28 protein-coding genes are annotated in these 24890 nt (G+C 66.4%); 9 read left to right on the top strand and 19 right to left on the bottom strand.

The window, feature by feature from the left end; genetic code table 11:
• Window positions 1-221: 221 nt before the first annotated feature.
• The 5 genes from ppx to LGR44_RS17770 form a co-directional block, all read right to left on the bottom strand.
• Window positions 222-1745 carry an exopolyphosphatase gene (ppx, locus tag LGR44_RS17750; RefSeq protein WP_226742039.1) on the bottom strand — a complete coding sequence of 508 codons (1524 nt, stop codon included), beginning with the start codon at window positions 1743-1745 and terminating at the stop codon, window positions 222-224.
• Window position 1746: 1 nt separating this feature from the next.
• Window positions 1747-3933 (bottom strand): RNA degradosome polyphosphate kinase, encoded by a 2187-nt coding sequence (locus LGR44_RS17755; RefSeq protein WP_377032947.1) that lies wholly within the window; start codon window positions 3931-3933, stop codon window positions 1747-1749.
• Window positions 3934-4061: 128 nt separating this feature from the next.
• Complete coding sequence (locus tag LGR44_RS17760) at window positions 4062-4754, bottom strand: P-loop NTPase family protein (RefSeq protein WP_226742041.1); 693 nt, start codon at window positions 4752-4754, stop codon at window positions 4062-4064.
• Window positions 4747-5847 (bottom strand): AI-2E family transporter, encoded by a 1101-nt coding sequence (locus LGR44_RS17765; RefSeq protein WP_226742042.1) that lies wholly within the window; start codon window positions 5845-5847, stop codon window positions 4747-4749. Before LGR44_RS17765 ends, LGR44_RS17760 begins: the two co-directional genes overlap by 8 nt.
• A gap of 29 nt (window positions 5848-5876) precedes the next feature.
• On the bottom strand, window positions 5877-6407 hold the full coding sequence (locus LGR44_RS17770; RefSeq protein ID WP_226742043.1) for a CDP-alcohol phosphatidyltransferase family protein: 531 nt from the start codon (window positions 6405-6407) through the stop codon (window positions 5877-5879).
• Window positions 6408-6569: 162 nt separating this feature from the next.
• On the opposite strand from LGR44_RS17770, the gene purM reads away from it, so the two are divergent.
• Together purM and purN are read left to right on the top strand one after the other, a co-directional pair.
• Window positions 6570-7637 carry a phosphoribosylformylglycinamidine cyclo-ligase gene (gene purM / locus LGR44_RS17775; protein WP_226742044.1) on the top strand — a complete coding sequence of 356 codons (1068 nt, stop codon included), beginning with the start codon at window positions 6570-6572 and terminating at the stop codon, window positions 7635-7637.
• Window positions 7637-8284 carry a phosphoribosylglycinamide formyltransferase gene (gene purN / locus LGR44_RS17780; RefSeq protein ID WP_226742045.1) on the top strand — a complete coding sequence of 216 codons (648 nt, stop codon included), beginning with the start codon at window positions 7637-7639 and terminating at the stop codon, window positions 8282-8284. Before purM ends, purN begins: the two co-directional genes overlap by 1 nt.
• A gap of 121 nt (window positions 8285-8405) precedes the next feature.
• Here purN and LGR44_RS17785 read toward each other — a convergent pair whose 3' ends face one another.
• From LGR44_RS17785 to ndk, 3 genes are all read right to left on the bottom strand, one after another.
• On the bottom strand, window positions 8406-8768 hold the full coding sequence (locus LGR44_RS17785; RefSeq protein WP_226742046.1) for a hypothetical protein: 363 nt from the start codon (window positions 8766-8768) through the stop codon (window positions 8406-8408).
• Between the two features lie 89 nt (window positions 8769-8857).
• A complete protein-coding gene (locus LGR44_RS17790) occupies window positions 8858-11011 on the bottom strand; it encodes a molybdopterin-containing oxidoreductase family protein (protein WP_226742047.1) in 2154 nt (717 codons plus the stop codon).
• An 80-nt stretch (window positions 11012-11091) separates the two neighbouring features.
• The gene (gene ndk, locus LGR44_RS17795; protein WP_226742048.1) at window positions 11092-11514 is read right to left on the bottom strand and encodes a nucleoside-diphosphate kinase; all 423 of its coding nucleotides are present in this window, start codon (window positions 11512-11514) and stop codon (window positions 11092-11094) included.
• A 176-nt stretch (window positions 11515-11690) separates the two neighbouring features.
• Between ndk and LGR44_RS17800 the strand changes: the two genes are divergently transcribed.
• Complete coding sequence (locus LGR44_RS17800) at window positions 11691-12095, top strand: DUF2147 domain-containing protein (RefSeq protein WP_226742049.1); 405 nt, start codon at window positions 11691-11693, stop codon at window positions 12093-12095.
• A gap of 349 nt (window positions 12096-12444) precedes the next feature.
• On the opposite strand, the gene LGR44_RS17805 is transcribed toward LGR44_RS17800, so the two are convergent.
• Window positions 12445-13155, bottom strand: coding sequence for a glutathione S-transferase N-terminal domain-containing protein (locus LGR44_RS17805; RefSeq protein WP_226742050.1), 711 nt, complete (start codon window positions 13153-13155; stop codon window positions 12445-12447).
• A 186-nt stretch (window positions 13156-13341) separates the two neighbouring features.
• Between LGR44_RS17805 and LGR44_RS17810 the strand changes: the two genes are divergently transcribed.
• A complete protein-coding gene (locus tag LGR44_RS17810) occupies window positions 13342-13590 on the top strand; it encodes a hypothetical protein (protein WP_226742051.1) in 249 nt (82 codons plus the stop codon).
• A 68-nt stretch (window positions 13591-13658) separates the two neighbouring features.
• A complete protein-coding gene (aac(6'), locus tag LGR44_RS17815) occupies window positions 13659-14102 on the top strand; it encodes an aminoglycoside 6'-N-acetyltransferase (RefSeq protein ID WP_226742052.1) in 444 nt (147 codons plus the stop codon).
• Between the two features lie 492 nt (window positions 14103-14594).
• On the opposite strand, the gene LGR44_RS17820 is transcribed toward aac(6'), so the two are convergent.
• From LGR44_RS17820 to LGR44_RS17830, 3 genes are read right to left on the bottom strand one after another with little or no spacing between them, the layout of a single operon-like run.
• On the bottom strand, window positions 14595-15023 hold the full coding sequence (locus LGR44_RS17820) for a hypothetical protein (RefSeq protein ID WP_226742053.1): 429 nt from the start codon (window positions 15021-15023) through the stop codon (window positions 14595-14597).
• A 33-nt stretch (window positions 15024-15056) separates the two neighbouring features.
• Entirely contained in the window at window positions 15057-15515 is a 459-nt protein-coding gene (locus LGR44_RS17825; protein ID WP_226742054.1) for a GNAT family N-acetyltransferase, read from the bottom strand.
• Entirely contained in the window at window positions 15512-16153 is a 642-nt protein-coding gene (locus tag LGR44_RS17830; RefSeq protein ID WP_226742055.1) for a glutathione S-transferase family protein, read from the bottom strand. The genes LGR44_RS17825 and LGR44_RS17830 overlap by 4 nt, the downstream gene beginning before the upstream one ends.
• A gap of 96 nt (window positions 16154-16249) precedes the next feature.
• On the opposite strand from LGR44_RS17830, the gene LGR44_RS17835 reads away from it, so the two are divergent.
• Window positions 16250-16660, top strand: a complete 411-nt coding sequence (locus LGR44_RS17835) for a DUF4345 domain-containing protein (protein WP_226742091.1) — start codon at window positions 16250-16252, stop codon at window positions 16658-16660.
• A 13-nt stretch (window positions 16661-16673) separates the two neighbouring features.
• On the opposite strand, the gene LGR44_RS17840 is transcribed toward LGR44_RS17835, so the two are convergent.
• From LGR44_RS17840 to gatB, 3 genes are all read right to left on the bottom strand, one after another.
• A complete protein-coding gene (locus tag LGR44_RS17840; RefSeq protein WP_226742056.1) occupies window positions 16674-17012 on the bottom strand; it encodes a hypothetical protein in 339 nt (112 codons plus the stop codon).
• 75 nt (window positions 17013-17087) lie between these two features.
• Complete coding sequence (locus tag LGR44_RS17845; RefSeq protein WP_226742057.1) at window positions 17088-17594, bottom strand: GNAT family N-acetyltransferase; 507 nt, start codon at window positions 17592-17594, stop codon at window positions 17088-17090.
• A gap of 2 nt (window positions 17595-17596) precedes the next feature.
• Window positions 17597-19072 (bottom strand): Asp-tRNA(Asn)/Glu-tRNA(Gln) amidotransferase subunit GatB, encoded by a 1476-nt coding sequence (gene gatB, locus LGR44_RS17850; RefSeq protein ID WP_226742058.1) that lies wholly within the window; start codon window positions 19070-19072, stop codon window positions 17597-17599.
• Window positions 19073-19295: 223 nt separating this feature from the next.
• Between gatB and LGR44_RS17855 the strand changes: the two genes are divergently transcribed.
• Together LGR44_RS17855 and LGR44_RS17860 are read left to right on the top strand one after the other, a co-directional pair.
• Window positions 19296-19616 carry a hypothetical protein gene (locus LGR44_RS17855; protein ID WP_226742059.1) on the top strand — a complete coding sequence of 107 codons (321 nt, stop codon included), beginning with the start codon at window positions 19296-19298 and terminating at the stop codon, window positions 19614-19616.
• A 210-nt stretch (window positions 19617-19826) separates the two neighbouring features.
• The gene (locus LGR44_RS17860; RefSeq protein ID WP_226742060.1) at window positions 19827-20339 is read left to right on the top strand and encodes a hypothetical protein; all 513 of its coding nucleotides are present in this window, start codon (window positions 19827-19829) and stop codon (window positions 20337-20339) included.
• A gap of 4 nt (window positions 20340-20343) precedes the next feature.
• On the opposite strand, the gene LGR44_RS17865 is transcribed toward LGR44_RS17860, so the two are convergent.
• The 4 genes from LGR44_RS17865 to LGR44_RS17880 all read right to left on the bottom strand — a co-directional run bounded on the left by LGR44_RS17865 (window position 20344) and on the right by LGR44_RS17880 (window position 23497).
• Window positions 20344-20637 (bottom strand): hypothetical protein, encoded by a 294-nt coding sequence (locus LGR44_RS17865; RefSeq protein ID WP_226742061.1) that lies wholly within the window; start codon window positions 20635-20637, stop codon window positions 20344-20346.
• Between the two features lies 1 nt (window position 20638).
• Complete coding sequence (gatA, locus tag LGR44_RS17870) at window positions 20639-22153, bottom strand: Asp-tRNA(Asn)/Glu-tRNA(Gln) amidotransferase subunit GatA (RefSeq protein ID WP_226742062.1); 1515 nt, start codon at window positions 22151-22153, stop codon at window positions 20639-20641.
• 112 nt (window positions 22154-22265) lie between these two features.
• A complete protein-coding gene (gatC, locus tag LGR44_RS17875) occupies window positions 22266-22553 on the bottom strand; it encodes an Asp-tRNA(Asn)/Glu-tRNA(Gln) amidotransferase subunit GatC (protein WP_226742063.1) in 288 nt (95 codons plus the stop codon).
• 242 nt (window positions 22554-22795) lie between these two features.
• On the bottom strand, window positions 22796-23497 hold the full coding sequence (locus tag LGR44_RS17880) for a metal-dependent hydrolase (RefSeq protein ID WP_226742064.1): 702 nt from the start codon (window positions 23495-23497) through the stop codon (window positions 22796-22798).
• A gap of 124 nt (window positions 23498-23621) precedes the next feature.
• On the opposite strand from LGR44_RS17880, the gene LGR44_RS17885 reads away from it, so the two are divergent.
• A complete protein-coding gene (locus LGR44_RS17885) occupies window positions 23622-24890 on the top strand; it encodes an ABC transporter substrate-binding protein (RefSeq protein ID WP_226742065.1) in 1269 nt (422 codons plus the stop codon).

Genomic DNA, 24890 nt, shown 5'->3' on the forward strand with positions numbered 1-24890 from the left:
TCCGGGGCGGCCCAAAGGGCCGAGCCCGGAACCCATAAACACTGGGGTCCCGGAATAAGGCGGGATGCGTCCCGTCTCATCCTGCATCGTCAACGGTTATGGGTTCCGGGCTCCGCTTCGCGGCCCCGGAATGACACGACGGGGATGCGTTTCAACCGATGACCGGCACCCTTCGGGATCATTCCTGCCCCAGCCGAGGCACGGTCGCCCGCAGGGCGGCCCTATCCTTCAATCTCGATCCCGGCCCTCAGGTTGAGCAGCTTGCCCAGAGCCTTCATGCGCCCCGTGAGGCGTTCGTTGGCCAGGGCCCCCATCTCGCCCGGGAGCTGCAGGATCACCTCGCCGTCGTGGACGGTCAGCGGGATCCTCGGCAGGACACCTTCCATGCCGACCGAAACCGGATAGGCCACGCGCATCAGGGCCGCGAGCAGGCGGGCCCGCTCCATCAGCCGGGTTCCGGCAAGGGCCTTGATCCGCGAGCTGACCTTGTCCGGGTTCAGCCCCTCGTGCCGGAAGAAGATCGACAGGGCCAGATAGGCGCGGCCCGCGTGGTCGAGCCCCGCGAATGCGCCGTAGGCGATGAGGTTGAGGCTCTGCTCGCCGCGGTAGTCCGGATGGGCGCGCCAGCCGATATCGGCCAGAAGGCAGGCCGCGTGCCGGAGCCGGCGCTCGTTCTCGGTCTCGGGCAGGCCCAGGCTCTCCATGAACCGGTTGGTCCAGTCCCACAGCTCCTCGCCGTGGCCGGGAGACCGGGAGCGCAGGAGATTGAGGTCGCCGGCGGCCGAAACCAGCGGATCCTGCTCGCGGGCCGCGCCGTCGAGCTTCTCGTACAGCACGCCTTCGCGCACGCCGTAGGCGGAGATGGCGATCTCCTTCGGCTCGCCGAGCCGGATGATCTCCTCGAGCAGCATCGCCCCATAGGCGAGGAGCGGCCGGCGGGCCTCCGAGACGCTTTCGATGTCCTTGAGGGTCTTGGTATCGACCTCCTCGACCAGATGCAGGAAGTCGAGCCCGTCCTCGGGATTGATGACGTAGCCGTGCATCACATGCAGAGGATAGTCCTTGGCCGCCTGATGGAGCCGTGCCAGAGCGCGCCACGTTCCGCCCACCGCATAGAACGTGCGGCCATGAAGGTTCTCCAGGTATTCCGGCGCCCGCTCCAAGGCGCTGCGGATGATCCTCTGGGCCTTCTTGGGCGATCCGCCGCTCAGGTCCTGCAGGGCGAGGCCGCCGAGGGGCATGGTGATGCCCTGCCCCACCCGCGTGCCCTTCACGTCCACCAGCTCGAGGCTGCCGCCGCCCATGTCGCCCACGATGCCGTCGGGCCCATAGAAGCCCGACACCACGCCGAGCGCGGAAAGCTGGGCCTCGCGGGCCCCGGACAGGAGCTCGATGTCCTGGCCGCAGGTTCGGGCGGCCGCCTCCAGGAAGGCCGGTCCGTTGGAGGCGTCGCGGGCGGCCGCGGTCGCCATCACGAAGATGTCCGAGACCCCCATGGTGCCGCACAGCACCCGGAAGCGGGCGAGCGCCCTCAGGGCCCGCTCCACCGCATCGTCGTCGAGGCGGCCGGTGGTCGCCACGTGGCGCCCCAGGCCGCAGAGAACCTTCTCGTTGTAGATCGGCGTCGGCGCGCGGGTCATTCCCTCGTAGACCACGAGGCGGACCGAGTTCGAGCCGATATCGATGGTGGCGACCGGGCGGCCGATCTTCAGCCGTCCCTGCGCCTCGCGCCCCAGGGCCTGCATGTCAGCGTTGCCCGCGCTTCGCGAGGGCTTTGGGGCTAGACGTCTTGAGAGATTTTCCACGGCCCGACAGACTCGGATTTGTCATGAAATACTTGTGCGCGTTGAATGGTTCCTCACCCTTCGACGGCACGACCCTCTGGCTGGAGCCGTCGGGCAGCACCGTCCAGCTCTGCTCGTTGTCGAGCAGATTCGCCAGCATGATCTGGTCCAGCACCTGCTGGTGCACGGTCGGGTTGAGGATCGGAAGATAGGCCTCCACCCGGCGGTCGAGGTTGCGCGACATGAGGTCGGCGGACGAGATCGCCACATGGGCCTTCGGGTTCGGCAGGGCCTGACCGTTGCCGAAGGCATAGATCCGCGTGTGCTCCAGGAAGCGGCCGACGATGGACTTGACCCGGATGTTCTCCGACAGGCCGGGAATGCCCGGGCGGAGGCAGCAGATGCCGCGCACGATCAGGTCCACCTGCACGCCGGCCGCGCTGGCGTCGTAGAGCGCGTCGATGATGACCGGGTCCACCAGGGAGTTGCACTTGCCCCAGATCGCCGCCGGGCGCCCCGCCTTGGCATGGGCGATCTCCTCCTCGATGTGCTGCAGCAGGCGCTTCTTGAGCGTCAGCGGAGACACCGCCATGCGCTCCAGCTCGGCGGGTTCCGCGTAGCCGGTCACGAAGTTGAAGATGCGCGAGACGTCGCGGCTGACCACCGGGTCGGCGGTGAAATAGGACAGGTCCGTGTAGATGCGCGCCGTGATGGGGTGGTAGTTGCCCGTGCCCACGTGGCAATAGGTGATGAGCTGCCCGCCCTCGCGGCGGACCACCATGGACAGCTTGGCGTGGGTCTTCAGCTCGATGAAGCCGAACACCACCTGCGCGCCCGCCCGCTCCAGATTGCGGGCCCAGCGGATATTGGCCTCCTCGTCGAAGCGGGCCTTCAGCTCCACGAGGGCGGTGACCGACTTGCCCGCCTCCGCCGCCTCGGCGAGGGCGGCGACGATGGGGGAGTCGTTCGAGGTGCGGTAGAGCGTCTGCTTGATCGCCACCACGTTTGGGTCCCGCGCCGCCTGGGACAGGAACTGAACCACGGCATCGAAGGATTCGTAGGGATGGTGGACGATGATGTCCTTCTGGCGGATGGCGGCGAAGCAATCACCGCCATGCTCGCGGATGCGCTCGGGGAAGCGGGGGTTGTAGGGTTTGAACTTGAGGTCCGGCCGCTCCAGGCCCACGAGTTGGGACAGCTCGTTGAGAGCGAGCATCCCCTCGACCACGAAGAGCTCCTCGTCGGAGATTTCCGATTCCTCGGCCACGAACAGGCGCAGGTCCTCCGGCATGGCGGATTCGACCTCGAGCCGGATCACGCTGCCGCGGCGGCGCTGCTTGAGGGCCGTTTCGAACAGGCGCACCAGATCCTCGGCCTCCTCCTCCACCTCGATATCGGAATCGCGGATGACCCGGAAAGCGCCCTGCCCCTGCACGTTGTAGCCGGGAAAGAGCCGGGTCGTGTAGAGCGCGATGATCTGCTCCAAAGCGATGAAGCGGCTCGCGCCGGTTTCGGCGAAATCCGGCAGGCGGATGAAGCGCTCGGCCCGGGCCGGCAGGCGGATGAGCGCGTTCAGCACCTTTCCGTCGCTCTGGCGCGCAAGCTTGAGCGCGATGGAAAGCCCCAGGTTCGGGATGAACGGGAACGGATGCGCCGGATCGATGGCGAGCGGCGTGAGAACCGGGAAGATGAGGTTGTGGAAGTAATCCTCGAGCCACGAGGCTTCGGACTTCGTCAGCTCCGTGCCCTCGACGAGGAAGATCCCCTCCTCCTGCAAGGCATCCCTCAGCTCGCGCCAGCGACGCTGCTGGTCGGAAGCGAGGTTCGATACGGCGACGGCGATCTTCGCCAGCTGCTCCTGCGGCGTCAGGCCGTCCTGCGAGGCCGTGGCCACGCCGGAACGCACCTGCCCGCGCAGGCCCGCGACGCGCACCATGAAGAACTCGTCGAGGTTGTCGGCGGAAATCGACAGGAAGCGCAGCTGCTCCAGCAGCGGATGATTGCGGTTCGAGGCCTCTTCGAGGACGCGCCGGTTGAACTGGAGCCAGGACAATTCGCGGTTGATGAAACGCTGCGGAAACTGCCTCAGGACCGCGCCGTCGAACTCCACCTCGGGCGGGGCCTTCGGCAGCGGAGCCTCGCTGACGATCTCCGCCTCGTCCAACACCAGGGCACTACGCACGTCGTCCTCCGCCACTTTCTTCTGCGGCTTCCGTTTTGATTTGGACTTCGTGACGGTTTCACGACGGATCGGGGACAGGGCGTCTGAATCGGACTTCACTCGGTCTCATCCATTTCTTGAGCGGCGCCAAGGATCTCGGCCGCGATGGCCCGGGAGACGCGCCGCCCCCGGCTCAGGGCTTCCTTGTCGAGGAGGGTCACAAGTTCGGAGGCCTTCGCCAGCGACCGCTCGATCCGCAATGCGATGTAATCGACAACGCTGGTATCGACCACGAGTTGCCGGTCGACGAACAGCTTGACCAGAACCGCCTTCAGCAGGGCGTCGTCGGGCGCTTCCAGCTCGACGGCAGGCGCGAGGCGCAGGCGCGAGAGCAGGTCCGGCGTCCTGATGCCCCACTGGTCGGGCGGCGTCTCGCAGGTGAGGAGCAGATATGCCTTCCGTTCCCGCGCCAGGTTGAGGAGATGGAACAGGGCCGCCTCGTCCCGGATGCCCCGATCTACGTCCTCGATGGCCAGGGCGCCGTTGGACACCAGATGGGGCACCTTGTCCCCGGCCACCTCGGCGGCGTCCACGGTCCAGGCATGGGCGGTCTCCGCCCAGATCGACGCCAGATGGCTCTTGCCGCTGCCGCGCGGGCCTCTCAGGAGCAGGATCGTGTCCGGCCAGCCCGGCCAGCCTTCGATGCAGGCATAGGCCCGCTCGTTGGAGGGGCTGACGAGAAAGTCCTCGCGCCCGTAGCGCGGGTCGAGAGGCAGGTCGAAGGCCAGCTGCTTGGGAGCCTCACGCATCGGCATCGGCCCTCGGTATCAGGATGACGGGCTCGCCGCCGCGATAGAGCGGGCTCGCCAGGTACTGCCCCAGGGCGAAGCGCGCGATGACCCCGATGGCCGCCGCCAGCGGCACCGCGAGCAGGAGCCCGACGAAGCCGAACAGGGAGCCGAAGGCCAGGAGCGCGAACATCAGCCAGACCGGGTGGAGCCCCACGGAATCCCCGACCAGCTTCGGGGACAGGATGTTGCCCTCCACGAACTGGCCGAAGACGAAGATTCCCAGGGTGGCGAGGATCATCGTCCAGTCCGGCCAGAACTGCACGATGGCGACGCCCATGGAGAGAATGAGCCCGGTGAGAGAGCCCACATAGGGGATGAAGCTCAGGATTCCCGACGTCATGCCGATCACGGCGCCGAAATTGAGCCCGATCATCGACAGCCCGACCGCATAGAATGTGCCGAGGATGATGCAGACCATCGCCTGACCGCGCACGAAGCCCGCGATGGCGTGGTCGATGTCGCGGGCGATGGCGCGCACCGTCTCCCGGTGTTTCATGGGCAGCCAGGAATCCACCGTCCTGACCATGCGGTCCCAGTCCACCAGCATGTAGAAGGCCACGACCGGCGTCACCACGAGCAGCGAAAAGATGCTGAGCAGGGCCTGCCCGCCCGACCACAGGGACTGGAGGAAGGCTCCGAGCCAGGCGATGCCCTGGGAGACCAGGTTGCCGACCGAGGTCTGCATCTGGGGCAGCGCGGTGCGCCCGCCCAGCCGCTCGATCAGCGGCCCGCCCTGCTCCACCGCCAGCTGCTGAAGGCGGGCCACATAGCTCGGCAGGCGTTCGACCAGGGCGCCGAGCTGCTGGGCGCCGAACGGGATCAGCACCACCAGGGTCAGGATGAAGAACAGCACGAACAGGATGAGGATGACGAGGCTGGCGCCCAGCCGGCCGATCCCGACACGCTGCAGCCGGTCCGCCAGGGGATCGAGCAGATAAGCCAGGGCGAAGCCCGCCACGAAAGGCAGGAGGATGGTGCGCAGGGCGAACAGCAGGATCACCGTCACCACCAGCGCCGCGATCCAGAATGCGATCTGCCGTTGGATCGTCATCTCGGTCCCATCTTCCGCAAGACTCCACCTCAGCCCGACATGTGCCGAAGCCAGCCACCGAGATAGGCACCGGCGGAAGCCACGGTCAAGGCGGCCACCACCAGCATGGCCACTTCTTCGAGGCCGGCGAGGTCGGCCCCATAGGCATTTGCCGCAAGGGCAAAGGCCGCAAACCCGATCTGGGCCGCCGTGTTCAGCTTGCTGACGAGGAGCGGCTTGATCTCGACGGGGCGGCTCATGACCCAGGACAGCATCACCGCCGCCACGATCATGGCGTCGCGCGACACGACCACGATGGCGAGCCAGCTCGGAATGGCCCCCACGACGGCGAGCGAGATATAGATCGACACGAGGAGCGACTTGTCCGCCAGGGGATCGATATAGGCCCCGAGCTCGCTCTTCATGTCGAAATGCCGGGCGATGAACCCGTCGACCCCGTCCGAGATGCCTGCAATCGCGAACAGGACGAACGCCGTCCCCCACCGCTCCTGCATGATCATGACGATCACGAAAGGCACGATGATGAGGCGCCCGATGGTGATGAGGTTCGGAATGGTCATCGGAGAAGATGATGGCGGGTCGCGGGCACGAGTTCAATCGGGCCGCAACCGCATGGGGATAGCGGGGACGGCAGGCGGGGGTATCGCGGCTCTTTCCGGCGAAAGCCCCTTGCCTTTCGCCCCCCTCTCGCCTTACTGCCCCCGGTGAGACGGGGACTGCGGATGAGCGAGAAACAGCAGAACGGCCTGACCTATGCGCAGGCGGGCGTCGACATCGACGCGGGCAATGCCATGGTCGACCAGATCAAGCCCTTGGTGCGCGCCACGCGCCGCCCGGGAGCGGACGCGGAAATCGGCGGGTTCGGCGGGCTGTTCGACCTCAAGGCCGCCGGCTTCAAGGACCCGATCCTAGTCGCCGCCAACGACGGCGTCGGCACCAAGGTGAAGATCGCCATCGACACGGGCATCCACGACACGATCGGCATCGACCTCGTGGCCATGTGCGTGAACGACATCATCGTCCAGGGCGCCGAGCCCCTGTTCTTCCTCGACTATTTCGCCACCGGAAAGCTCTCGCCGGAGGTGGGCGTTCACATCGTCAAGGGCATCGCCGACGGCTGCCGTCAGGCGGGCTGCGCCCTGATCGGCGGCGAGACCGCCGAAATGCCGGGGCTTTACGCCAAGGGCGACTATGACCTCGCCGGCTTCGCCGTGGGCGCCGCCGAGCGCGGCACCCTGCTCCCGAAGGCCGTGAAGGCCGGCGACGTGCTGATCGGCCTGCCCTCCTCGGGCGTGCATTCCAACGGCTTCTCCCTCGTGCGCCGGATCGTCGAGCATTCCGGCCTCGCCTGGGACGCGCCCGCCCCGTTCGCGACGGGCAAAACCCTCGCCGAGGCCCTGCTGGAGCCGACCCGGATCTACGTGAAGTCCCTGCTGCAGGTCCTGAAGGGCGGCGAGGGCGTCAACGCCCTGTGCCACATCACCGGCGGCGGCTTTCCGGACAACATCCCGCGCGTCCTGCCCGACGGCATCGGCGTGCGCCTCGACCTCGACGCCATTCCGGTCCCGTCCGTCTTCGGCTGGCTCGCCAAGACCGGCGGCGTCGCCGAGGCGGAAATGCTGCGCACCTTCAATTGCGGCATCGGCATGATCGTGGTGGCAGATGCCGCTCAGGCGGACGCGGTCATGCAGCGGCTGCGCGATGCCGGCGAGAGCCCGGTCCGCATCGGCGAGACCATCGCCCATGACGGCGGCGATCAGGTCCGGACGGCGGGCAGCCTGAAGCTCTGATGTCCCGCCGCCGCGTCGCCATCCTGATCTCGGGGCGGGGCTCCAACATGGCCTCGCTCATAGAGGCGGCGCGCGCGCCGGATTACCCAGCGGAAATCGCTCTCGTCCTGTCCAACCGGCCCGATGCGGAAGGGCTGGAGCGGGCGCGGGCTGCCGGGATCGAAACCCTCGCCATCGACCACAAGGCCCATGCCACCCGCGAGAGCTTCGAGCAGGCCCTGGATTCGGCGCTGCGGGAACGGGGCATCGAGTTCATCTGCCTTGCGGGTTTCATGCGGGTCCTGACCGACTGGTTCGTGGAGAGCTGGGCCGGTCGGATGATCAACATCCACCCTTCCCTCCTGCCCCTGTTCCGCGGCATCCACACCCATCGGCGGGCGCTGGAGGAAGGCGTGCTGGTCCACGGCTGCACGGTTCACTTCGTGGTGCCGGAGCTGGATGCCGGCCCCATCGTTGCCCAGGCGGCCGTGCCGGTCGTGCCGGGCGATACGGAAGAGAGCCTGGCGAAGCGCATCCTCGTCCAGGAGCACCTGCTCTATCCGAAGGCGCTGGGCCTGATCTGCAGCGGCAGGGCCCGCCTGAAAGCCGGGCGCGTCGTGTTTTCGGAAGGATGGGACGCAGGCGGAGCGCTGCACTCTCCACATTAGCTCTCGGCTATCGCCCGCCCATGTTTTCAGGCCCCGGGATCCACGCCGTTTCAGGGCTGTGGCTCTGAAACGTAAATGGCCGGGACAAGCCCGGCCATGACGGGAACCCCGATCCTCGGAACTACAGCGCCGGGCGCTGCAGGTTGCAGGAATCGATGGCGCCGAGGGCCTTGGCGCGGGCGGTGTCGTTGAACACGCCCGTATCGCGATAGGCCTGAACCTCGTCGGTGCTCAAGGCGCGCATGGTCCGCCCGGCATAGCAGTCGCATTTGCGGGACAGCGAGGTCTCGCTCACGTTCTGGAGGCGGGCCTGGGTCACGGCGCAGGCTTGGCTGACACGGGCGCGAAGCTCACCCATGCTGGCGGTCTTCAGGGCCGGATCGGGCTGGTACTGGGTCGGCATGTTGGAGGCCGCCGCGAAGGCGGCGGTCGTCGAAGCGGCGATGGCGGCGGCGGCCAGCAACGTGCGAAGAGCGGATGTCATGGAGACCCCTTGGAGACAATGAAACATTCAAGCTTAAGGATAGGCTTGGCCGGGCAGGGTCAAGGGCAAGGCCGAAATAGCCTTAAGACTTAGCCAACGACCGGCTCAATCCGCTCTTGCCTCGTCATCGCCTGAGGCACCGCCGCCGGGTCGGGAGCCGCCTTCTCCAGGGCCACCCGGTTGTCGTGGAAGGCCGCCCCACCGTAGGGCGCGACCTGATCGGCGCCCGTGAGGGTGTTGATGCCCCGCCCGTAGGGGTGGGCCGCGTTGGGCCAGATGGATTCCGCGATCAGCACCCCGCGCCGAACGCCCTCGAAGAGACGGGCCCGCAGGTATACCTCGCCGCGATTGTTCTTCAGCTTCACCCAGTCCCCGTCCACGATACCCTGCCGCTCGGCGTCGACGGGGTGGATCATCACCTCGGGCCGCCCTTCCTTGGTCTTGGACGTCGGCGTTTCGGTGAAGGTGGAGTTGAGGAAGTTCCTGGCCGGGCTGGTGGCGAGGCGGAAGGGATGCTCCTCGGTCGCCTCCTCGATCACCGCCCAATGGTCCGGGAAGGCCGGGATCTCCGCCCACGGCCCCATCGGGCCGTTGTTGGAGGACGGCACCTTGGTCCAATCCGGCTTGAAGCGGAACTTGCCGTCCGGATAGGCGAAGCCGTTGAGATAGTGCGCTTCCTCGAAGGAGGGCTGCGCATCCACATGCACCTGCTCCTCCAGGGTCTCGATGCCGTCCCAGCCGGAATTCCGCAGGGTCCAGTCGATGATCTCCCGCGGCTCCATGTCGAAGCCGCGATGCTCCGCGCCGACGCGCGCGGCGATTTCGCGGATCACCTCGTGGTTGGAGCGGCACTCGCCGGGCGCATCGACGAGCTTGGCGCCGAGCTGGAAATACTGGTGCCCGCCGCCCGAATAGAGATCGTCGTGCTCCATGAACATGGTCGCCGGCAGGACGATATCGGCCATCAGGGCCGTCTCGGTCATGAACTGCTCGTGGACGCAGACGAACAGGTCCTCGCGGGCGAAGCCCTGCTTCACCAACTCCTGCTCGGGGGCGACGGAGACCGGATTGGTGTTCTGGATCAGCATCGCCTTCACGGGCGGACCGTCGTAGAGCGCCTGGGCGTCGCCCGTGAGCACCCGCCCGATCTGGGACTGGTCGAGCCTGCGAATCGTCGGGTCGATGGCGTCGTGTCCCTCGATCAGGGCCTTGTTCCAGCGATAGATCGCGCTGTTGATGTGGAAGGCCCCGCCGCCCTCGTGCCGCCAGGCGCCCGTCACGGCCGCGACGCAGGAGGCGGCGTGCATGTTAATCGAGCCGTTGCGCTGGCGCCCGAAGCCGTAGCCCAGGCGGAAGAAGGTGCGCCTGCGCTCGCCCACGAGCTTCGCGAAGGCCTCGATCTCCTCGACCGTCAGTCCCGTGATGGCGGAGGCCCAGGCGGGGTCGCGGCTGCGCAGATGCTCCTCGAGCTCGCGCGGGTGATCCGTGTAGCGGTTCAGGTAATCCCAGTCGGCATGGCCGTCGCGGAAGAGCACGTGCATGACCGCGCAGGCGAGCGCGCCGTCGGTGCCCGGCCGGACCAGCAGCGCCATGTCGGCCTGCTTCATGGTCGGGTTCATGTAGATGTCGATGGCGACGATCTTGGCCCCGCGCTCCTTGCGGGCGCGCATGGCATGGGTCATCACGTTGACCTGGGTATGAACCGGGTTGGTGCCCCAGATCACGATGCAGTCGGAAACCGCCATCTCGCGCGGATCGGGCCCGGCGAGCTTGCCGGTGCCGGCCACGAAGCCCGTATAGGCGGTGGCGGTGCAGATGGTGGAGTACTGGCCCGAATAGCGCTTCACATGGCGCAGGCGGTTGATGCCGTCGCGCATCACGTAGCCCATGGTGCCGGCGTAGTAGTAGGGCCAGACGGATTCCGAGCCGAACTCCTGTTCCGCTTCCAGGAACCTGCGGGCTACGGTGTCGAGGGCTTCGTCCCACGAGATCCGCTCGAACTGCCCCGAGCCTTTCGGCCCCGTGCGTCTCAGGGGATGCAGGAGCCTGTCCGGATGGTGGATGCGCTCCGAATAGCGCGCCACCTTCGCGCAGATGACGCCGGCCGTGTAGCGGTTGGTCTGCGCCCCATGCACCCGCCCGATGGTGCGCCCGTCGATGACCTCCACCTTCAGGGAGCAGGTCGAGGGGCAGTCATGCGGGCAGACCGACGGGCGGTGTTCGATGCGGGGCGCTTGGTTCATGGCGGCGGCATGATGCGGGAGGGAGGGACAAATGAAAAGGCCGCCCGGAGGCGGCCTTTCGCGTCAGGTGCGGTGGAGCCTCAGCCCACGATCTCGTTGCCCGCGAAGAACTGGGCGATCTCGATCTTGGCGTTGTCCTGGCTGTCGGAGCCGTGGACCGAGTTCTCGCCGATCGACTTGGCGTAGAGCTTGCGGATCGTGCCCTCGGCGGCGCTCTCCGGGTTGGTGGCGCCCATGATCTCGCGGTAGCGGGCCACGGCGTTCTCTCCTTCCAGGACCTGCACGACGACCGGGCCGGAGATCATGAAGTCCACGAGCTCGCCGAAGAAGGGACGCTCCTTGTGGACGGCGTAGAAGGTCTCGGCCTCGCGGCGGCTCATGAGGACGCGCTTCTGCGCCACGATGCGCAGGCCGGCCTTCTCGATGACGGCGTTGATGGCGCCGGTGAGGTTCCGCTCGGTCGCGTCGGGCTTGATGATGGAGAAAGTACGCTCGGTGGCCATGGCTACTCGCTATTGGAAGAGAAGAATTTCAGGAAGTGCGGCGCTTATAGCGGCGCTCCCCCCTCCCCTCAAGGGGCTTTTCGCGCCCGCGAAAGGCAAGGCTTGGAAAGGCCGGGCCCGGACCCTAATCTCCTTGCGACCGGTCCGGCTGAAGACCGGCCTATCGGGAGTGAACCATGAAATCGACCATTCTGGCTGCCCTCGGCCTTCTCGCGCTGACGGGCGCGGCCCAGGCCCAGGGCGCCGATCCGAGCGGCACGTACCTGAGCGAAACCGGAGAGACCCGGGTTCGCATCGCCAAGTGCGGGCAGGCCTATTGCGGCACGATCGTCAGCGTCCAGGGCGACGCGAAGGACGCCGCCAATCCCGATCCGAACCTGCGCGGGCGCAGCCTCGTGGGCGTCCGGATGATCTCGAACATCCAGCCGTCCGGCGACGGCTTCACCGGCCAGCTCTACAACTACAAGGACGGGAGAACCTACACGGGCAAGATGAGCTTCCAGGGCAAGTCCATGCAGCTCTCCGGCTGCGTCCTGGGCGGCCTCATCTGCCGCTCGCAGACCTGGGCGAAGCTGAAGTAACGCCGCTCATCCTCATGGACGGGCGAATTCGCGCGCACGCCTGTACCGCGGCTTCGCCCGATCCATCGAAGGTGCGGGGAACTCTATCTTGGCGTCTCAGGGCTTTTGCGACCGCCTGCGCTTCCTCAAGATTGTCGCGACGCCGACGAGGACGGCGGAGACGACGAGGATCGTAGCAATGGTCCCAAGCCAGATCGCACCGCCTTCCATTGCCGTCCCTCCGCGCTGCACTTCTGCGCCAACGTGGAGGCGCCCGCCCTGTTCCAATCCGGCATTCCGCGCAGGAACGGCGCGACGAGTAGAATGTCAGCGGCCGGGACAAGCCCGGCCGTGACGAAGAACGGAGCTCTTACCGCGCCTTCTGGCCGAAGAGCACAGCCTGGACCGCCGGATCCTGCATGTCGTTGTTCTGGCGGATTTCGGAACTGACCTTCAGGCCCCTCTCGACCGCAGGGCGGGCCAGCATGGTTTCCAGCCAGCGTTTCACGTGGGGGAAATCCTCGATGTTCTGGCCCTGGCGCTCCCAGAGCTTGGCCCAGCCCACGATGGACATGTCGGCGATCGAGTATTCGCCCGCCACGTATTCCCGGTCGGCGAGGCGCTTGTTCAGCACCCCGTAGAGGCGATTGGCCTCGTTGGTGTAGCGGTTGATGGCATAGGGCACCTGCTCCGGCGCATAGATGCGGAAATGATGCGTCTGGCCGAGCATGGGACCGAAGCCGCCCATCTGCCAGAACAGCCACTGGTCGACCTCGACCCGCTGGCGCTCGTCCCGGGGATAGAACTGCCCGGTCTTGCGGCCGAGATATTGCAGGATCGCCCCCGACTCGAAGACCGAGATGGGCTTTCCGTCCGGCCCTTCCGGATCGACGATGGCCGGCATCCGGTTGTTGGGCGAGATCGCCAGGAACTCGGGCTTGAACTGGTCGCCCTTGCCGATATTCACCGGATGGACCGTATAGGGCAGCCCGCACTCCTCGAGCATGATGGTGATTTTCCATCCGTTCGGCGTCGGCCAATAATAGAGATCGATCGGCTGTTGCTGGGCGGAAGCCGCCATGACGTGCCACTCCTCGGTTCAGGACTTCGTCAGTCTGTGTAAGACATAAGATCGGGCCGGACACTATCTGGCGCAACGAAATCTGGTGAAAAGGCCTGTTACCCCCTTAGACGAAGAAATATCGTTCTGTTATTTCATTGAGGTTACTTGCGCCCCTCGCAACGAAGGGGCCGATGGGGGAATTCGATGACGAACCGCGTCCTGCGCACCGCTCTTGCCACCATGATCGCCATGTCCCTGGGCGCGCCGCTGGCCGCCGCCGAGACCAAGCCGAAGAAGGAGCCCACCGCCGCGCAGCTCGCCGCCCGCGAGCGCATGACGAAGTGCAGCGCCGAGTGGAAGGAGGCGAAGGCCGGCGGCAAGATGGAGGCCGGCATGAAGTGGCCGAAGTTCTGGAGCGCCTGCAACGCCCGCCTCAAGGGCAACAAGGTCTGACGCGGCTTTCCTCCGGCGCCCGGTCCGGGAATACTCCCGGAGCCTGAATCGGCGGCGGAGGAGGCCTCATGCGCATCGAGCCCTGCACCTGGAAGCACCTCGACGACTGGGCCTCCCTCCGCCATGCCCTGTGGCCGGACGCGACGAAGGACATGCACCGCGAGGAGGCCGCCGCGCTGTTGGAGCAGCCGGACCGCGCCACGGCCTTTCTCGCCCGGACGCCTGAAGGCGCGGCTGCGGGTTTCGCCGAGGCCACCCTGCGCCGGGATTACGTGAACGGTTGCACGAGCTCTCCGGTCGCCTTTCTCGAAGGGATCTACGTGGATCCGCCCTACAGGAGGCGCGGCGTCGCCGGCCTGTTGTGCCGAGCCGTCGAAGCATGGGCCCGGGATCGCGGCTGCTCCGAGTTCGCCTCCGACGTCGAGCTCCACAACCTCGCGTCCCAGCAGATGCACGCCTCCCTCGGCTTCGAGGAAACGGAGCGGGTCGTGTACTTCCGCAAGCCCCTCTGAAAACCGGCTCGTCGCGGAGCCCTCATTCGCGGATTGTCTCGACGGATAAGGGCGTCTCCCGCGCGCTGGGCCTCCTCAAGATGAAGGCTGTGGAGTGGGGTTGGTCAAAGGCTCGCAAGAATAGCGCTGCCCTGCTCTCCTGTCCCTGATCTTGGGCCTCGGAAGCGCCGCGTTGCTCTCCTCCCCCTTGTGGGGAGGAGGTGGAGGTGGGGGTGTGAGCGATAGCCTATGAAGGTCCGGCGCCCACACCCCCACCCTGGCCCTCCCCACAAGGGGGAGGGAATGAGGTCGCGCCATCACAGCCACATCCACGATAGCCTCTCACCAACTCCACCCTCATCCTGAGGAGCCGCGCAGCGGCGTCTCGAAGGAGGGTCCAGCGCGCTCTGGAAACGCCCTCATCCTTCGAGATGGACCTGACGGTCCTCCTCAGGAGGGCTGCGGGTGACTGGATGAAAAGCCTAATCGAAGGCTGTCGAACGCAGGCCGATCCTATGGCACCGCCCGATCCGGCGGCGAGGCCAAGCATGGGTCGAGGACGATGTGATCGGCGTCGGGCCTGCCGTAGCCGCCTGCCACCGCCACCACGTCGCCCACCTTCAGGCCGTTCGTCGCATAGGTCACGCAGAGCACCTGCGGATTCGGCGCGGCGCAGAGCCCGAGATAGGCGAGCGTGCCGTCGAAGTGGACGAGGGTGAGCCTGCCGACCACGCTCAGATCCACCCGTTTCGCCCCGGTTTCGACGCCCTGCGTCAGGTCGCGAAGGTTTTCGCAGCGGGCCTGGGTGCCGGACTTCATGTCGGCATCGGCGAACGGGCTTCTTGCGCCGTCCGGCTGGCCGGCCGCGCCCTGCCCACCAGCCGCGAAGGCCGCGCCGAGGACCAGGAATGCAAGCGCGTGCTTCCTTCTCGCAGCCTTCATGGGAACGTCGCTCCCTCCTAACGGACCGCGGCCTCAAAGCTTCTTCTTGAAGCCCTCATGGCTGCGGGCGAAGCCCAGGCGCTCATAGAAACGGTGGGCATCCGTGCGGGTCTTGTTGGAGGAGAGCTCGAGCATGGCGGCGCCCCTGGTACGCGCATACCTCTCCGCGAACGCCATCATCTTCGCCCCGATGCCGCCGGAGCGGCGCGCGGCCTTCACCTTCACGCTCTCCACCTTTACCCGAAGAGCGCCGCGCCCGGTCAGGTTCGGAATGAAGGTGAGCTGGAACGTGCCGACGACTTCGTCGCCGCTCACCGCGACGAAGAGTTCGTTGTCGCTGCTTTCGGCGATCGCCGCGAAGGCGGCCCCGTAGGCGGGGCGGTTCTCCGGCGTCCAGGCATCGCCATGGGAGCCGAGTTCGTCCTCCTCGTGCAGGCGGATGATGGCCTCGAGGTCCTCCTCGCCGGCCTGGCGGATCAGAAGATCGCTCATGCCGCTTCGCGATTTTCCATGGGAAGCAGATTCAGGGGCAGACTGAATCCGGGCAGCGCCTCGAACCGCTTCATCCAGGCCGAGATATTCGCGTAAGGAGCGAGATCGACAGCCGCATCGTCGGCGAAGACCAGCACGCCGTAGATATCGATATCGGCAATGGTGACGCCCTCCCCCACGATCCAGTTCTTGCCGGCGAGGTGCTGGTCGAGAACCGTCAGGGCCGCAGCCGCGTCGGAGGCGCACATGTCGAGGATCTCAGGCCCGCCCTTGCGGAAGCCGCGCCGGATCGCACGCGACCGGTAAATGGCCGGAGCCAGGCGGTCGAAATCCCAGTAGAGCCACTCGCGCGCCTGCAGGCGCTCGTCGAGGGTCGCGCCGCCGAATTTCCCGAGCGTGTCGGACACGTATTCGAGAATCGCCGCCGACTGGCACAGATGCCGGCCGTTGTTGCGGTCGATCAGAAGCGGCACCTGCCCGAAGCGCTGCTTCGCCAGGTGGGGCGGCTGCTTGTGCTCGCCCGCCATCATGTTCACGTGCACGTAGTCGAAAGGCTCGCCCGCGAGGGAGAGCATCAGGCCGACCTTGTAGGTCGGTCCGGAGAAGGCGATCCCGTGAAGTTCGAAACGTGCCGGCATGGTCGAGCCCCGTGATAATGCTGTTGGCGCGGAGCCTAGCGGATTGATTCACGAGTCGGAAGGACCAGAATCTCATCAGGAGGATCCATGGCCAGCATCGAACGGGAACGCAAACTCCTGCAGCAGACGGTCGCCCTCGCGGCGATTATCCCCGCGGCCACGGGCCTCTACGGAATCCTGTTCGGACAGGCCCTGACCGGCGATGCGGTCAGCATCTCCGCCGAGAGCCATTTCCGTTTCCTGTCGGGCCTGCTGTTCGGGATCGGCCTCTGCTTCTGGAGCACCGTCCCCAGGATCGAGGACAAGACGAACCGCTTCCGGCTCCTGACCCTCATCGTCGTGATCGGCGGGCTCGGCCGGCTCGTGGGGCTTGGCCTGACGGGACTGCCCTCGCTCTTCATGATCGGCGGGCTCGTCATGGAGCTGATCGTGGCCCCGGTCCTGTGCCTCTGGCAGACACGGATCGCGAACCGCCATGCGGAGGAGTACGGGGTCGCAGCGCCCTGACGGGAACGGCCCGCTACTTGCGACAGGCGAAGGGCGGGAAGGTGCTTGCCGTACCGGCATTCATCGCCGCAACGACCATGATGTTGGCGAGCGCCAGCTCCTCCTCGGAGCGCGGGCACACATCGGCCTTCGTGGTGCAGCCCGAAGCGATAAAGGCCTCGTGACGGTCAAGGAACTCCCGGCCCAGGCCACGGGTGCCGCGGCGCGAGAGCGCCTCGGCCCAGGCCGTCTTGTAGCGGGCGCATTTCACCTCCGGCCAGCTCTGGGGCTGACGCTCCTGCGCGACGGCAGGCGGCGCTCCGGCCGCGATTGCACAGGTGACGAGGGCCGCAAGGGCAGCAACGAACTTCATCGGACAGCTCATCTCGCTCCCGGCCCTTCCAGCGCCGGGCCTATCTTGCAAGAGGTCGCTGAGGGCGGACCCGCCTCAGAGATCCTTCTCGAACCGGTACTCGACGGATCCCGAAATGTCGCCGAGGTCCCGCTGACCGTCGACCTTCACATAGCCGAGGCGCTGGTACAGGCGGTGGGCATTGGTGAAGCGCGTGTCGGACCAGAAGAAGATGCGGATCGCGCCCTTCTCCCTGGCGAAGCTTTCCACCTTGCGCACGAGGGAGGCGCCGAGGCCCCGGCCGCGCTGGTCGGGGCGGACGTAGAGCCGGTGCAGCTCCGCCGCCCCCTCCTCAGGAAAGTCGACGGCCACGCAGGCGCAGACGCGGCCGCGCTCGTCGTCCACGACCCAGAAGGCCCCGCCCTTGCGGTCGAAGGAGGAGCCGGGCGCGCGCAGGTCCGGCAGGTCGTCGTGCGGATCGACGAAGCAGCCGGGATACTCGGCGAAGCACAGGGACAGGAGCCCGAAGAGATCCTGCGCATCGGCGTCGGCGGCCGGGCGCAGGCCGGCGATCCCATCGGCCCGCGAGAGCACGTCCGTCATGGTCACTCGATCCCGAGCTTGGACTTGAGCAGTTCGTTCACCGCCTGCGGATTGGCCTTGCCGCCGGTCTGCTTCATGACCTGGCCGACGAACCAGCCGAGCAGGGTCGGCTTGGCCTTGGCCTGCTCCACCTTTTCGGGATTGGCCGCGATCACCTCGTCGACCGCCTTCTCGATGGCGCCCGTATCCGTGACCTGCTTCATGCCGCGGGTCTCGACGATCTCGCGCGGGTCCCCGCCCTCGGTGAAGACGATCTCGAACAGGTCCTTGGCGATCTTGCCGGAGATGACGTTCTCGCCGATGAGGTCGATGATCGTCCCGAGCTGGGCGGCGGAAACCGGCGAGGAGCCGATGTCCTTGCCCTCCTTGTTGAGGCGCCCGAACAGCTCGTTGATGATCCAGTTGGCGGCGGCCTTGCCGTCGCGGCCGCGGGCGACCTCTTCGAAGAAGTCGGCCGAGGAGCGCTCGGCCACCAGGACGCTGGCGTCGTAGGCCGAGAGACCGTAATCGCCCATGAACCGGGCCTTCTTGGCGTCAGGCAGCTCCGGCAGGTGCTGCGCGAGTTCGTCCACGTAGGCCTGGTCGAATTCGAGCGGCAGCAGATCCGGATCGGGGAAGTAGCGGTAGTCGTGCGCCTCTTCCTTGGAGCGCATGGAGCGGGTCTCGCCCTTGCCCGGATCGAACAGGCGGGTCTCCTGCTCGATCACGCCGCCATCCTCGATGATGCCGATCTGGCGGCGCGCCTCGACCTCGATGGCCTGGCCGATGAAGCGGATCGAGTTGACGTTCTTGATCTCGCAGCGGGTTCCGAACTCCTCGCCCGGGCGGCGCACCGACACGTTCACGTCGGCGCGCAGGTTGCCCTTGTCCATGTCGCCGTCGCAGGTGCCGAGATAGCGCAGGATCGTGCGCAGCTTGGTCACGTAGGCGCGGGCCTCGTCGGCGGAGCGCAGGTCGGGCTTGGACACGATCTCCATGAGGGCCACGCCCGACCGGTTGAGGTCGACGAAGCTCAGGGTCGGGTGCAGGTCGTGGATCGACTTGCCGGCGTCCTGCTCCAGGTGCAGGCGTTCGATCCGCACCGTGATCGTCTCGCCGGTCTCGGGCACGTCCACGATCACCTCGCCCTCGCCCACGATGGGGCTCTTGTACTGGCTGATCTGGTAGCCCTGCGGCAGGTCCGGATAGAAATAGTTCTTCCGGTCGAAGGTGCTCCGGAGGTTGATCTGCGCCTTGAGCCCGAGCCCCGTGCGGATGGCCTGGCGCACGCATTCCTCGTTGATCACGGGCAGCATGCCGGGCATGGCCGCGTCGACCAGGGAGACGTGGCTGTTCGGGTCGCCGCCGAAGGCGGTCGAGGCCCCGGAAAACAGCTTCGCCTGGCTCGTCACCTGGGCATGGATTTCCATGCCGATGACGATTTCCCAATCGCCTGTCGCGCCTTTGATGAGTTTCTTGGGATTGACCGGAGCGTTCATGACGTCTCGCGCCTTTGTATCTCTACGTTTCCTGCCCGGAGTAAGAGCCAGAGGGTGTCCCGGTCAACCCCTTTTGAATCTGAACATCCGTTCAGATTAACGGAGGCCTCGTTAAGAAGATTTATCATTTATGCACAGGCATTTACAATAATTGCCAAGCTGGGATGAAACCGCATCCGCTATTGGGCGTTGAACGGGAGGTAAAACGGTCAAGGAGTTTAAAATGGCTACGGATCCCATGGATCGCGAACCCAACGTCTACAATCGCGAAACCAATGTGTACGAGACCGAGAAACGCGGCTCGAACACACTTGCTTACCTGATCGGCGGTCTTGTTATCGCTCTCGGCCTGCTGGCCTTCCTGTTCTACGATGGCGGCGACCGTGAAGTGACCACGACCGGAAGCACCGGAACGGAAGTGGAGTCCACCACGGGCACGACGACCGCCCCGGTGGCGCCGGCCACCCCGACCGCGCCTGCTCCGGCGGCACCGGCCGCTCCGGCTGCCCCGGCCGCCCCGGTCACCCCTGCCCCGCAGCAGTAAGTTTGCGTCACGCGTAAAAAGAGTATGTGTTTCATGGGCCCGGCCTCATGGTCGGGCCCATTTCCCGTTCCGCATCATGCGCGCTGTCCTCTCGCCACGCTCAGGTCACGGCCGAAGCATCCGCGCAGCGAGGCGGGGCCGGAACCAAGCGGAGGCCTCGTCATTACGCCAAGGCAGACCACAGCTGAGCCGTAAGTCAGGAGCCCCGCAATGGCAGACAAGGCAACCTTCACCCCCGAGGAGTGGACGCGCATCGCCGCAAGTCCGATCGTCGTGAGCATGGCGATCACGGCGGCGGATCCGGGCGGAGTGTGGAGCCTGCTGAAGGAATCGATGGCCGGCGGCTGGGCCCTTCTGGAAGCGAAGCAGGATGCTCACGCCAATCCCCTCGTGAAGGCGGTGGCGGACGACATCGCCGACCCGGCCACGCGGGACGCGGTGCGCGACTCGTTCCAGAACCGGTTCAAGAACAGCCAGTTCACGGATGTGAAGAGCAAGGCCGTAGAGGAATTACGCGCCGTCTCCCGCATCCTCGACAGCAAGGCGCCTGAGGACGCGGCGGCGTTCAAGGCATGGCTGCGCGAAGTCGGGAGAAAAGCGGCGGAGGCCGGCCAGGAAGGCGGCTTCCTGGGCTTCGGCGGCGTCGCCGTCAGCGATGCCGAGAAGGCGACGCTGGCCGAGATCTCGAACGCTCTCGATGCGCCGGGCGCGGCCCCGGTCTGACCGGCTAGCGGCGAGAGATCCGCCTTGCGGCATAGGCCCCGCCCGCCCAGAGAAGGGCCGCGACGACCCGGACCGGGAACAGGGTCGGCATGTCCGCCCGGACCGGGGCGATCCACGGCAGGCCGAGGCTGGCGATGAGCCAGGACACCAGAACGGAGCTGGCCAGGGCTGCCAGCGCCGCGATGAACACCTTGCCGACCTGATCGGCCTTCCAGCCGAGCCAGACGGCGACCAGGATCAGGACCGGATCGAAGGCGGCGGAGATCCAGACCGAGAGCGGGACGCTGGGCGTCTCCACCTCAGGCCCACCACGGTTGCGGCAGCGAGACCCGGCCCGCGGCGTCCTCGATCACCTGACCGGCCGCGAAAAGGGTTTCCTCGTCGAAGGCGCGGCCGATGAGCTGGAGGCCCAGCGGCAGGCCCTGGGCGTCGAGGCCGGCCGGAACCGCGATGCCCGGCAGGCCCGCCATGTTCACGGTCACGGTGAAGATGTCGTTCAGGTACATCTCCACCGGGTCGTCCGAGCCCTTCTCCCCGATGCCGAAGGCGGCGGACGGGGTGGCGGGGGTCAGGATGGCGTGGACGCCCTGCGCATAGACCTCCTCGAAGTCCCGCTTGATGAGGGTGCGGATCTTCTGGGCGCGTACGTAATAGGCGTCGTAATAGCCGGCCGAGAGCACATAGGTGCCGATCATGATGCGGCGCTTGACCTCGCGGCCGAAGCCGGCGGCGCGGGTCCTCTCGTAGAGGTCGAGGATGTCCTTGCCGTTCTCGCGCAGGCCGTAGCGCACGCCGTCATAGCGGGCGAGGTTCGAGGAAGCCTCGGCCGGCGCCACGATATAATAGGCCGGCAGCGCATATCTGGTGTGCGGCAGCGAAACCTCGACGATCTCCGCGCCGGCGGCGCGCAGCCATTCGGTGCCCTGGTGCCAGAGCTTCTCGATCTCGGCCGACATGCCGTCGATCCGGTATTCCTTCGGAATGCCGATCTTCAGGCCCTTCACGCCGCGGGAGACCGCAGCCTCGAAATCGGGCACGGGCAGGTCGGCGCAGGTGGTGTCCTTCGGGTCGGCGCCGGACATGGAGCGGAGCATGATGGCGGAATCGCGCACCGTGCGGGTGATCGGCCCGGCCTGGTCGAGGGACGAGGCGAAGGCCACCGTGCCCCAGCGCGAGACGCGGCCGTAGGTCGGCTTGATGCCGACCGTGCCCGTGAAGGCCGCAGGCTGGCGGATGGAGCCGCCCGTGTCGGTTGCGGTGGCGCCCAGGCACAGGCGAGCCGCGACGGCCGCCGCCGAGCCGCCCGAGGAGCCGCCCGGCACGAGATGGGTACCCTCGACGGCGCCCGAGACACCGGCCGACACGTTCGAGCCCTCGCGCCGCCAGGGCGACACCACCGGCCCGAAGGCGCTGGTCTCGTTGGAGGAACCCATGGCGAACTCGTCCATGTTGAGCTTGCCGAGCATCACGGCGCCGTCGTCCCAGAGATTGCGGGTGACGGTGGATTCGTAAGGAGGAGTGAAGTTGCCGAGGATCTTGGAGCCGGCGGTCGAGACCACGCCCTCGGTGCAGAACAGATCCTTGACGCCGAGCGGGATGCCCTCCAGCGCCCGGGCCTCTCCTCTCGCGATCTTCTCGTCGGAGGCCTTCGCCATGGCGAGCGCCTTCTCGGGCGTCTCGAGCACATAGGCGTTGAGCGCCCTCGCCTTCTCGATGGCGTCGACATGGGCCTTCGCCAGCTCCGTCGCGGAGAAGGACTTGGCCTTCAGGCCGTCGCGGGCCTCGGCAATGGTGAGATGGGTCAGTTCGGTCACGGTAGCATCCTGGTCATCCCGGACGCTGCAGCGCTGCGCTCCGGGATCGTCTGGAAAGAATTCTGTTTGTCGCGATCCCGGCCCCGCGCCGACGCGCCGGCCGGGATGGCCTTTACTCGACCACCTTCGGCACCAGGAAGAAATTGTCCTCCGTGGCGGGGGCATTCATGACGATCTTGTCCGGATAGCCGCCGTCCGTCACGCCGTCCTGGCGCTTCTTCATGGTCATGGGGGTGACCGAGGTCATCGGCTCGATCCCGTCCACGTTCACCTCGTTGAGTTGCTCGACGAAGGAGAGGATGGCGTTGAGCTCGCCCTGGAGGTGCGGCACCTCCTCGTCCGTCACTGCGATGCGCGCCAGATGCGCGATGCGCCGAACCGTTTTCTGATCGACCGACATGAATGGCCAAACCCCTTGATGCAGTTGGGCGGGCTATAACACCCGCCCGCCAAGGGGTGCAACGGCGGATGTGGGGCGGGGCACACGCCCGTCATTCCTGGGTGCACCGCAGGTGCGAGCCCGGAACCCATAAACACCGGTATTTCAGGAAGAGGCGATCAGCGTCCCGTCCCATCCTGCACCATCAGCGGTTATGGGTTCCGGGCTCCGCTACGCGGCCCCGGAATGACGGTGGGGGCGCCCTACACCCTCACCCCCACCGTCTTGTGCGGCACCACGACCTGGACGCCCTTGCCGTCCAGGGCGGCGACGAACTTGTCCGCATTGGGCTCGACCATGGGGAAGGAGCCGTAGTGGCAGGGGATGACGGCCTTGGCGCTGCCGAAATACCGCTCGACGGCCAGCGCCGCCACCTCGGGCCCCATGGTGAACCGGTCGCCGATGGGGACCATGATCACGTCCGGCTTATGGATCTCGGCGATCAGCGCCATGTCGCCGAAAATATCCGTATCGCCCATGTGATAGACCGTGGGCTCGCCCGGCGCCTTCACAATCACGCCGTTGGCACTTCCCAAGGGATAGTTCACGCCCATTTCCACGAGACCGGCCGAGTGATCCGCCCGCACCATGGTGACGGTGAAGCCGCCCTGGTCCGTCGTGCCGCCGGTATTCATGGGGTCGAAGTTCTCGACCCCCTGGGAGGCGAGATACATGAGAAGATCGAAATTCGTGACGACCTTGGCGCCCGTCGCCTTCGCGATCTCGACCGTGTCGCCCACATGATCCCCGTGGCCATGGGTGACGAGAATGTGCGTCACGCCCTCGGACACCGCGTCCCGGTCGCCCTCGAAGGCGGGATTGCCGGTGAAGAACGGGTCGATGAGCACGACCTTGTCGGCGAAGTCGAGCCGGAAGGCGGAATGGCCAAGCCAAGTGATCTTCATGGCAAATCCTCAGTTTCAGCAGTGTGGAGATGGAGCATGTTCGCAGCCCGACCATGTTTCAGAGGAACAAAAGCCGGGACGAGGGTTTTATCAAGCTAAGCAATAAACATGCAGGAGGAAAGTCATGCCCCGATACCTGACTCGTCTTGCCGCCGCCGCCGGATTGCTGCTCTCGACGGGCGTCGGCGCCTGGGCGGTGGAAATCTCCATTTCCTGCAGCGCCCTCGGGAAGGAATACGAGGTCTGCAAGGAAGGGGTGGATGCCTGGGCGCAGAAGACCGGCAACACCGTCAAGATCGTCTCGACGCCGAACTCCGCCACCGAGCGCCTCGCCCTCTACCAGCAGCTCCTCGCGGCCGGAGCCGGCGATATCGACGTCTTCCAGATCGACGTGGTCTGGACCGGCATCCTCGGCGAGCACTTCCAGGACCTGACGCCCAAGACCCAGGGCGTTCTCGAGCAGCATCTCCCGGCCATGGTCGATATCAGCCGCGTGGACGGCAAGATCGTCGCCATGCCCTGGTTCGCCGATGCGGGGCTCCTCTATTACCGTCAGGACCTCCTGGAGAAGTATAACCGCAAGGTGCCCCAGACCTGGGCCGAGCTGACGGAGACCGCCCGCATCATCCAGGAGGGCGAGCGCAAGGCCGGCAACAACGATTTCTGGGGTTACGTCTGGCAGGGCCGCGCCTATGAGGGCCTCACCACCAACGCCCTCGAATGGATCGCCTCGAACAACGGCGGCACGATCGTGAACGCCACCGGCGAGGTCACGATCGAGAACCCGAATGCGGCCGAAGCCTTGAAGACCGCCGCCGGCTGGGTCGGCACGATCACGCCGGAAGGCGTCCTCAACTACACGGAAGAGGAATCCCGCGGCGTGTTCCAGGCCGGCAACGCCGCCTTCATGCGCAACTGGCCCTATGCCTGGGCGCTTGCGCAGGGCGACGACAGCACCATCAAGGGCAAGGTCGGAGTCGCCCCGCTCCCGAAAGGCGGCGCCGACGGACGCCACGCGGGCACTCTCGGCGGCCAGCTTCTCGCGGTCTCCAAGTATTCCAAGAATGCCGAGGCCGCGACCGACCTCGTGATGTATCTGACGAACCGGGACGAGCAGAAGCGCCGCGCCGTCGAGGGATCCTTCAACCCGACCATCCTGACCCTTTACGAGGACGCGGACGTCACCAAGGCGAGCCCGTTCATCGGCAACCTTCGGGATGTGTTCGCGAATGCGGTGACCCGCCCCTCCGGCGTCACGGGCGACAACTACAACAAGGTCTCGACCGAATTCTTCAATGCGGTGCACCAGGTCCTCTCCAAGCGCTCCGAGCCGGAGCAGGCGCTTCAGCGCCTCGACCGCGACCTGAAGCGGATCAAGCGCAACGGCTGGTAA

The sequence above is a fragment of the Microvirga lenta genome (assembly GCF_020532555.1).
In the GTDB taxonomy this organism is placed as follows: domain Bacteria; phylum Pseudomonadota; class Alphaproteobacteria; order Rhizobiales; family Beijerinckiaceae; genus Microvirga; species Microvirga lenta.

What these genes read in the sequence shown, in the direction of transcription:
- LGR44_RS17805 (WP_226742050.1), bottom strand. Translation starts at nt 13,155, where the DNA reads ATGGCGGCTTCCGCCCAGCAACAGCCGATCGATCTCTATTATTGGCCG.
- gatB (WP_226742058.1), bottom strand. Translation starts at nt 19,072, where the DNA reads ATGAACGCTCCGGTCAATCCCAAGAAACTCATCAAAGGCGCGACAGGC.
- gatC (WP_226742063.1), bottom strand. Translation starts at nt 22,553, where the DNA reads ATGTCGGTCGATCAGAAAACGGTTCGGCGCATCGCGCATCTGGCGCGC.
- LGR44_RS17825 (WP_226742054.1), bottom strand. Translation starts at nt 15,515, where the DNA reads ATGAGCGATCTTCTGATCCGCCAGGCCGGCGAGGAGGACCTCGAGGCC.
- purM (WP_226742044.1), top strand. Translation starts at nt 6,570, where the DNA reads ATGAGCGAGAAACAGCAGAACGGCCTGACCTATGCGCAGGCGGGCGTC.
- LGR44_RS17760 (WP_226742041.1), bottom strand. Translation starts at nt 4,754, where the DNA reads ATGCGTGAGGCTCCCAAGCAGCTGGCCTTCGACCTGCCTCTCGACCCG.
- LGR44_RS17885 (WP_226742065.1), top strand. Translation starts at nt 23,622, where the DNA reads ATGCCCCGATACCTGACTCGTCTTGCCGCCGCCGCCGGATTGCTGCTC.
- LGR44_RS17840 (WP_226742056.1), bottom strand. Translation starts at nt 17,012, where the DNA reads ATGAAGTTCGTTGCTGCCCTTGCGGCCCTCGTCACCTGTGCAATCGCG.
- ndk (WP_226742048.1), bottom strand. Translation starts at nt 11,514, where the DNA reads ATGGCCACCGAGCGTACTTTCTCCATCATCAAGCCCGACGCGACCGAG.
- LGR44_RS17860 (WP_226742060.1), top strand. Translation starts at nt 19,827, where the DNA reads ATGGCAGACAAGGCAACCTTCACCCCCGAGGAGTGGACGCGCATCGCC.
- LGR44_RS17770 (WP_226742043.1), bottom strand. Translation starts at nt 6,407, where the DNA reads ATGACCATTCCGAACCTCATCACCATCGGGCGCCTCATCATCGTGCCT.
- LGR44_RS17845 (WP_226742057.1), bottom strand. Translation starts at nt 17,594, where the DNA reads ATGACGGACGTGCTCTCGCGGGCCGATGGGATCGCCGGCCTGCGCCCG.
- LGR44_RS17765 (WP_226742042.1), bottom strand. Translation starts at nt 5,847, where the DNA reads ATGACGATCCAACGGCAGATCGCATTCTGGATCGCGGCGCTGGTGGTG.
- LGR44_RS17800 (WP_226742049.1), top strand. Translation starts at nt 11,691, where the DNA reads ATGAAATCGACCATTCTGGCTGCCCTCGGCCTTCTCGCGCTGACGGGC.
- purN (WP_226742045.1), top strand. Translation starts at nt 7,637, where the DNA reads ATGTCCCGCCGCCGCGTCGCCATCCTGATCTCGGGGCGGGGCTCCAAC.
- ppx (WP_226742039.1), bottom strand. Translation starts at nt 1,745, where the DNA reads ATGCAGGCCCTGGGGCGCGAGGCGCAGGGACGGCTGAAGATCGGCCGC.
- LGR44_RS17810 (WP_226742051.1), top strand. Translation starts at nt 13,342, where the DNA reads ATGACGAACCGCGTCCTGCGCACCGCTCTTGCCACCATGATCGCCATG.
- LGR44_RS17820 (WP_226742053.1), bottom strand. Translation starts at nt 15,023, where the DNA reads ATGAAGGCTGCGAGAAGGAAGCACGCGCTTGCATTCCTGGTCCTCGGC.
- LGR44_RS17785 (WP_226742046.1), bottom strand. Translation starts at nt 8,768, where the DNA reads ATGACATCCGCTCTTCGCACGTTGCTGGCCGCCGCCGCCATCGCCGCT.
- LGR44_RS17880 (WP_226742064.1), bottom strand. Translation starts at nt 23,497, where the DNA reads ATGAAGATCACTTGGCTTGGCCATTCCGCCTTCCGGCTCGACTTCGCC.
- LGR44_RS17830 (WP_226742055.1), bottom strand. Translation starts at nt 16,153, where the DNA reads ATGCCGGCACGTTTCGAACTTCACGGGATCGCCTTCTCCGGACCGACC.
- LGR44_RS17855 (WP_226742059.1), top strand. Translation starts at nt 19,296, where the DNA reads ATGGCTACGGATCCCATGGATCGCGAACCCAACGTCTACAATCGCGAA.
- LGR44_RS17790 (WP_226742047.1), bottom strand. Translation starts at nt 11,011, where the DNA reads ATGAACCAAGCGCCCCGCATCGAACACCGCCCGTCGGTCTGCCCGCAT.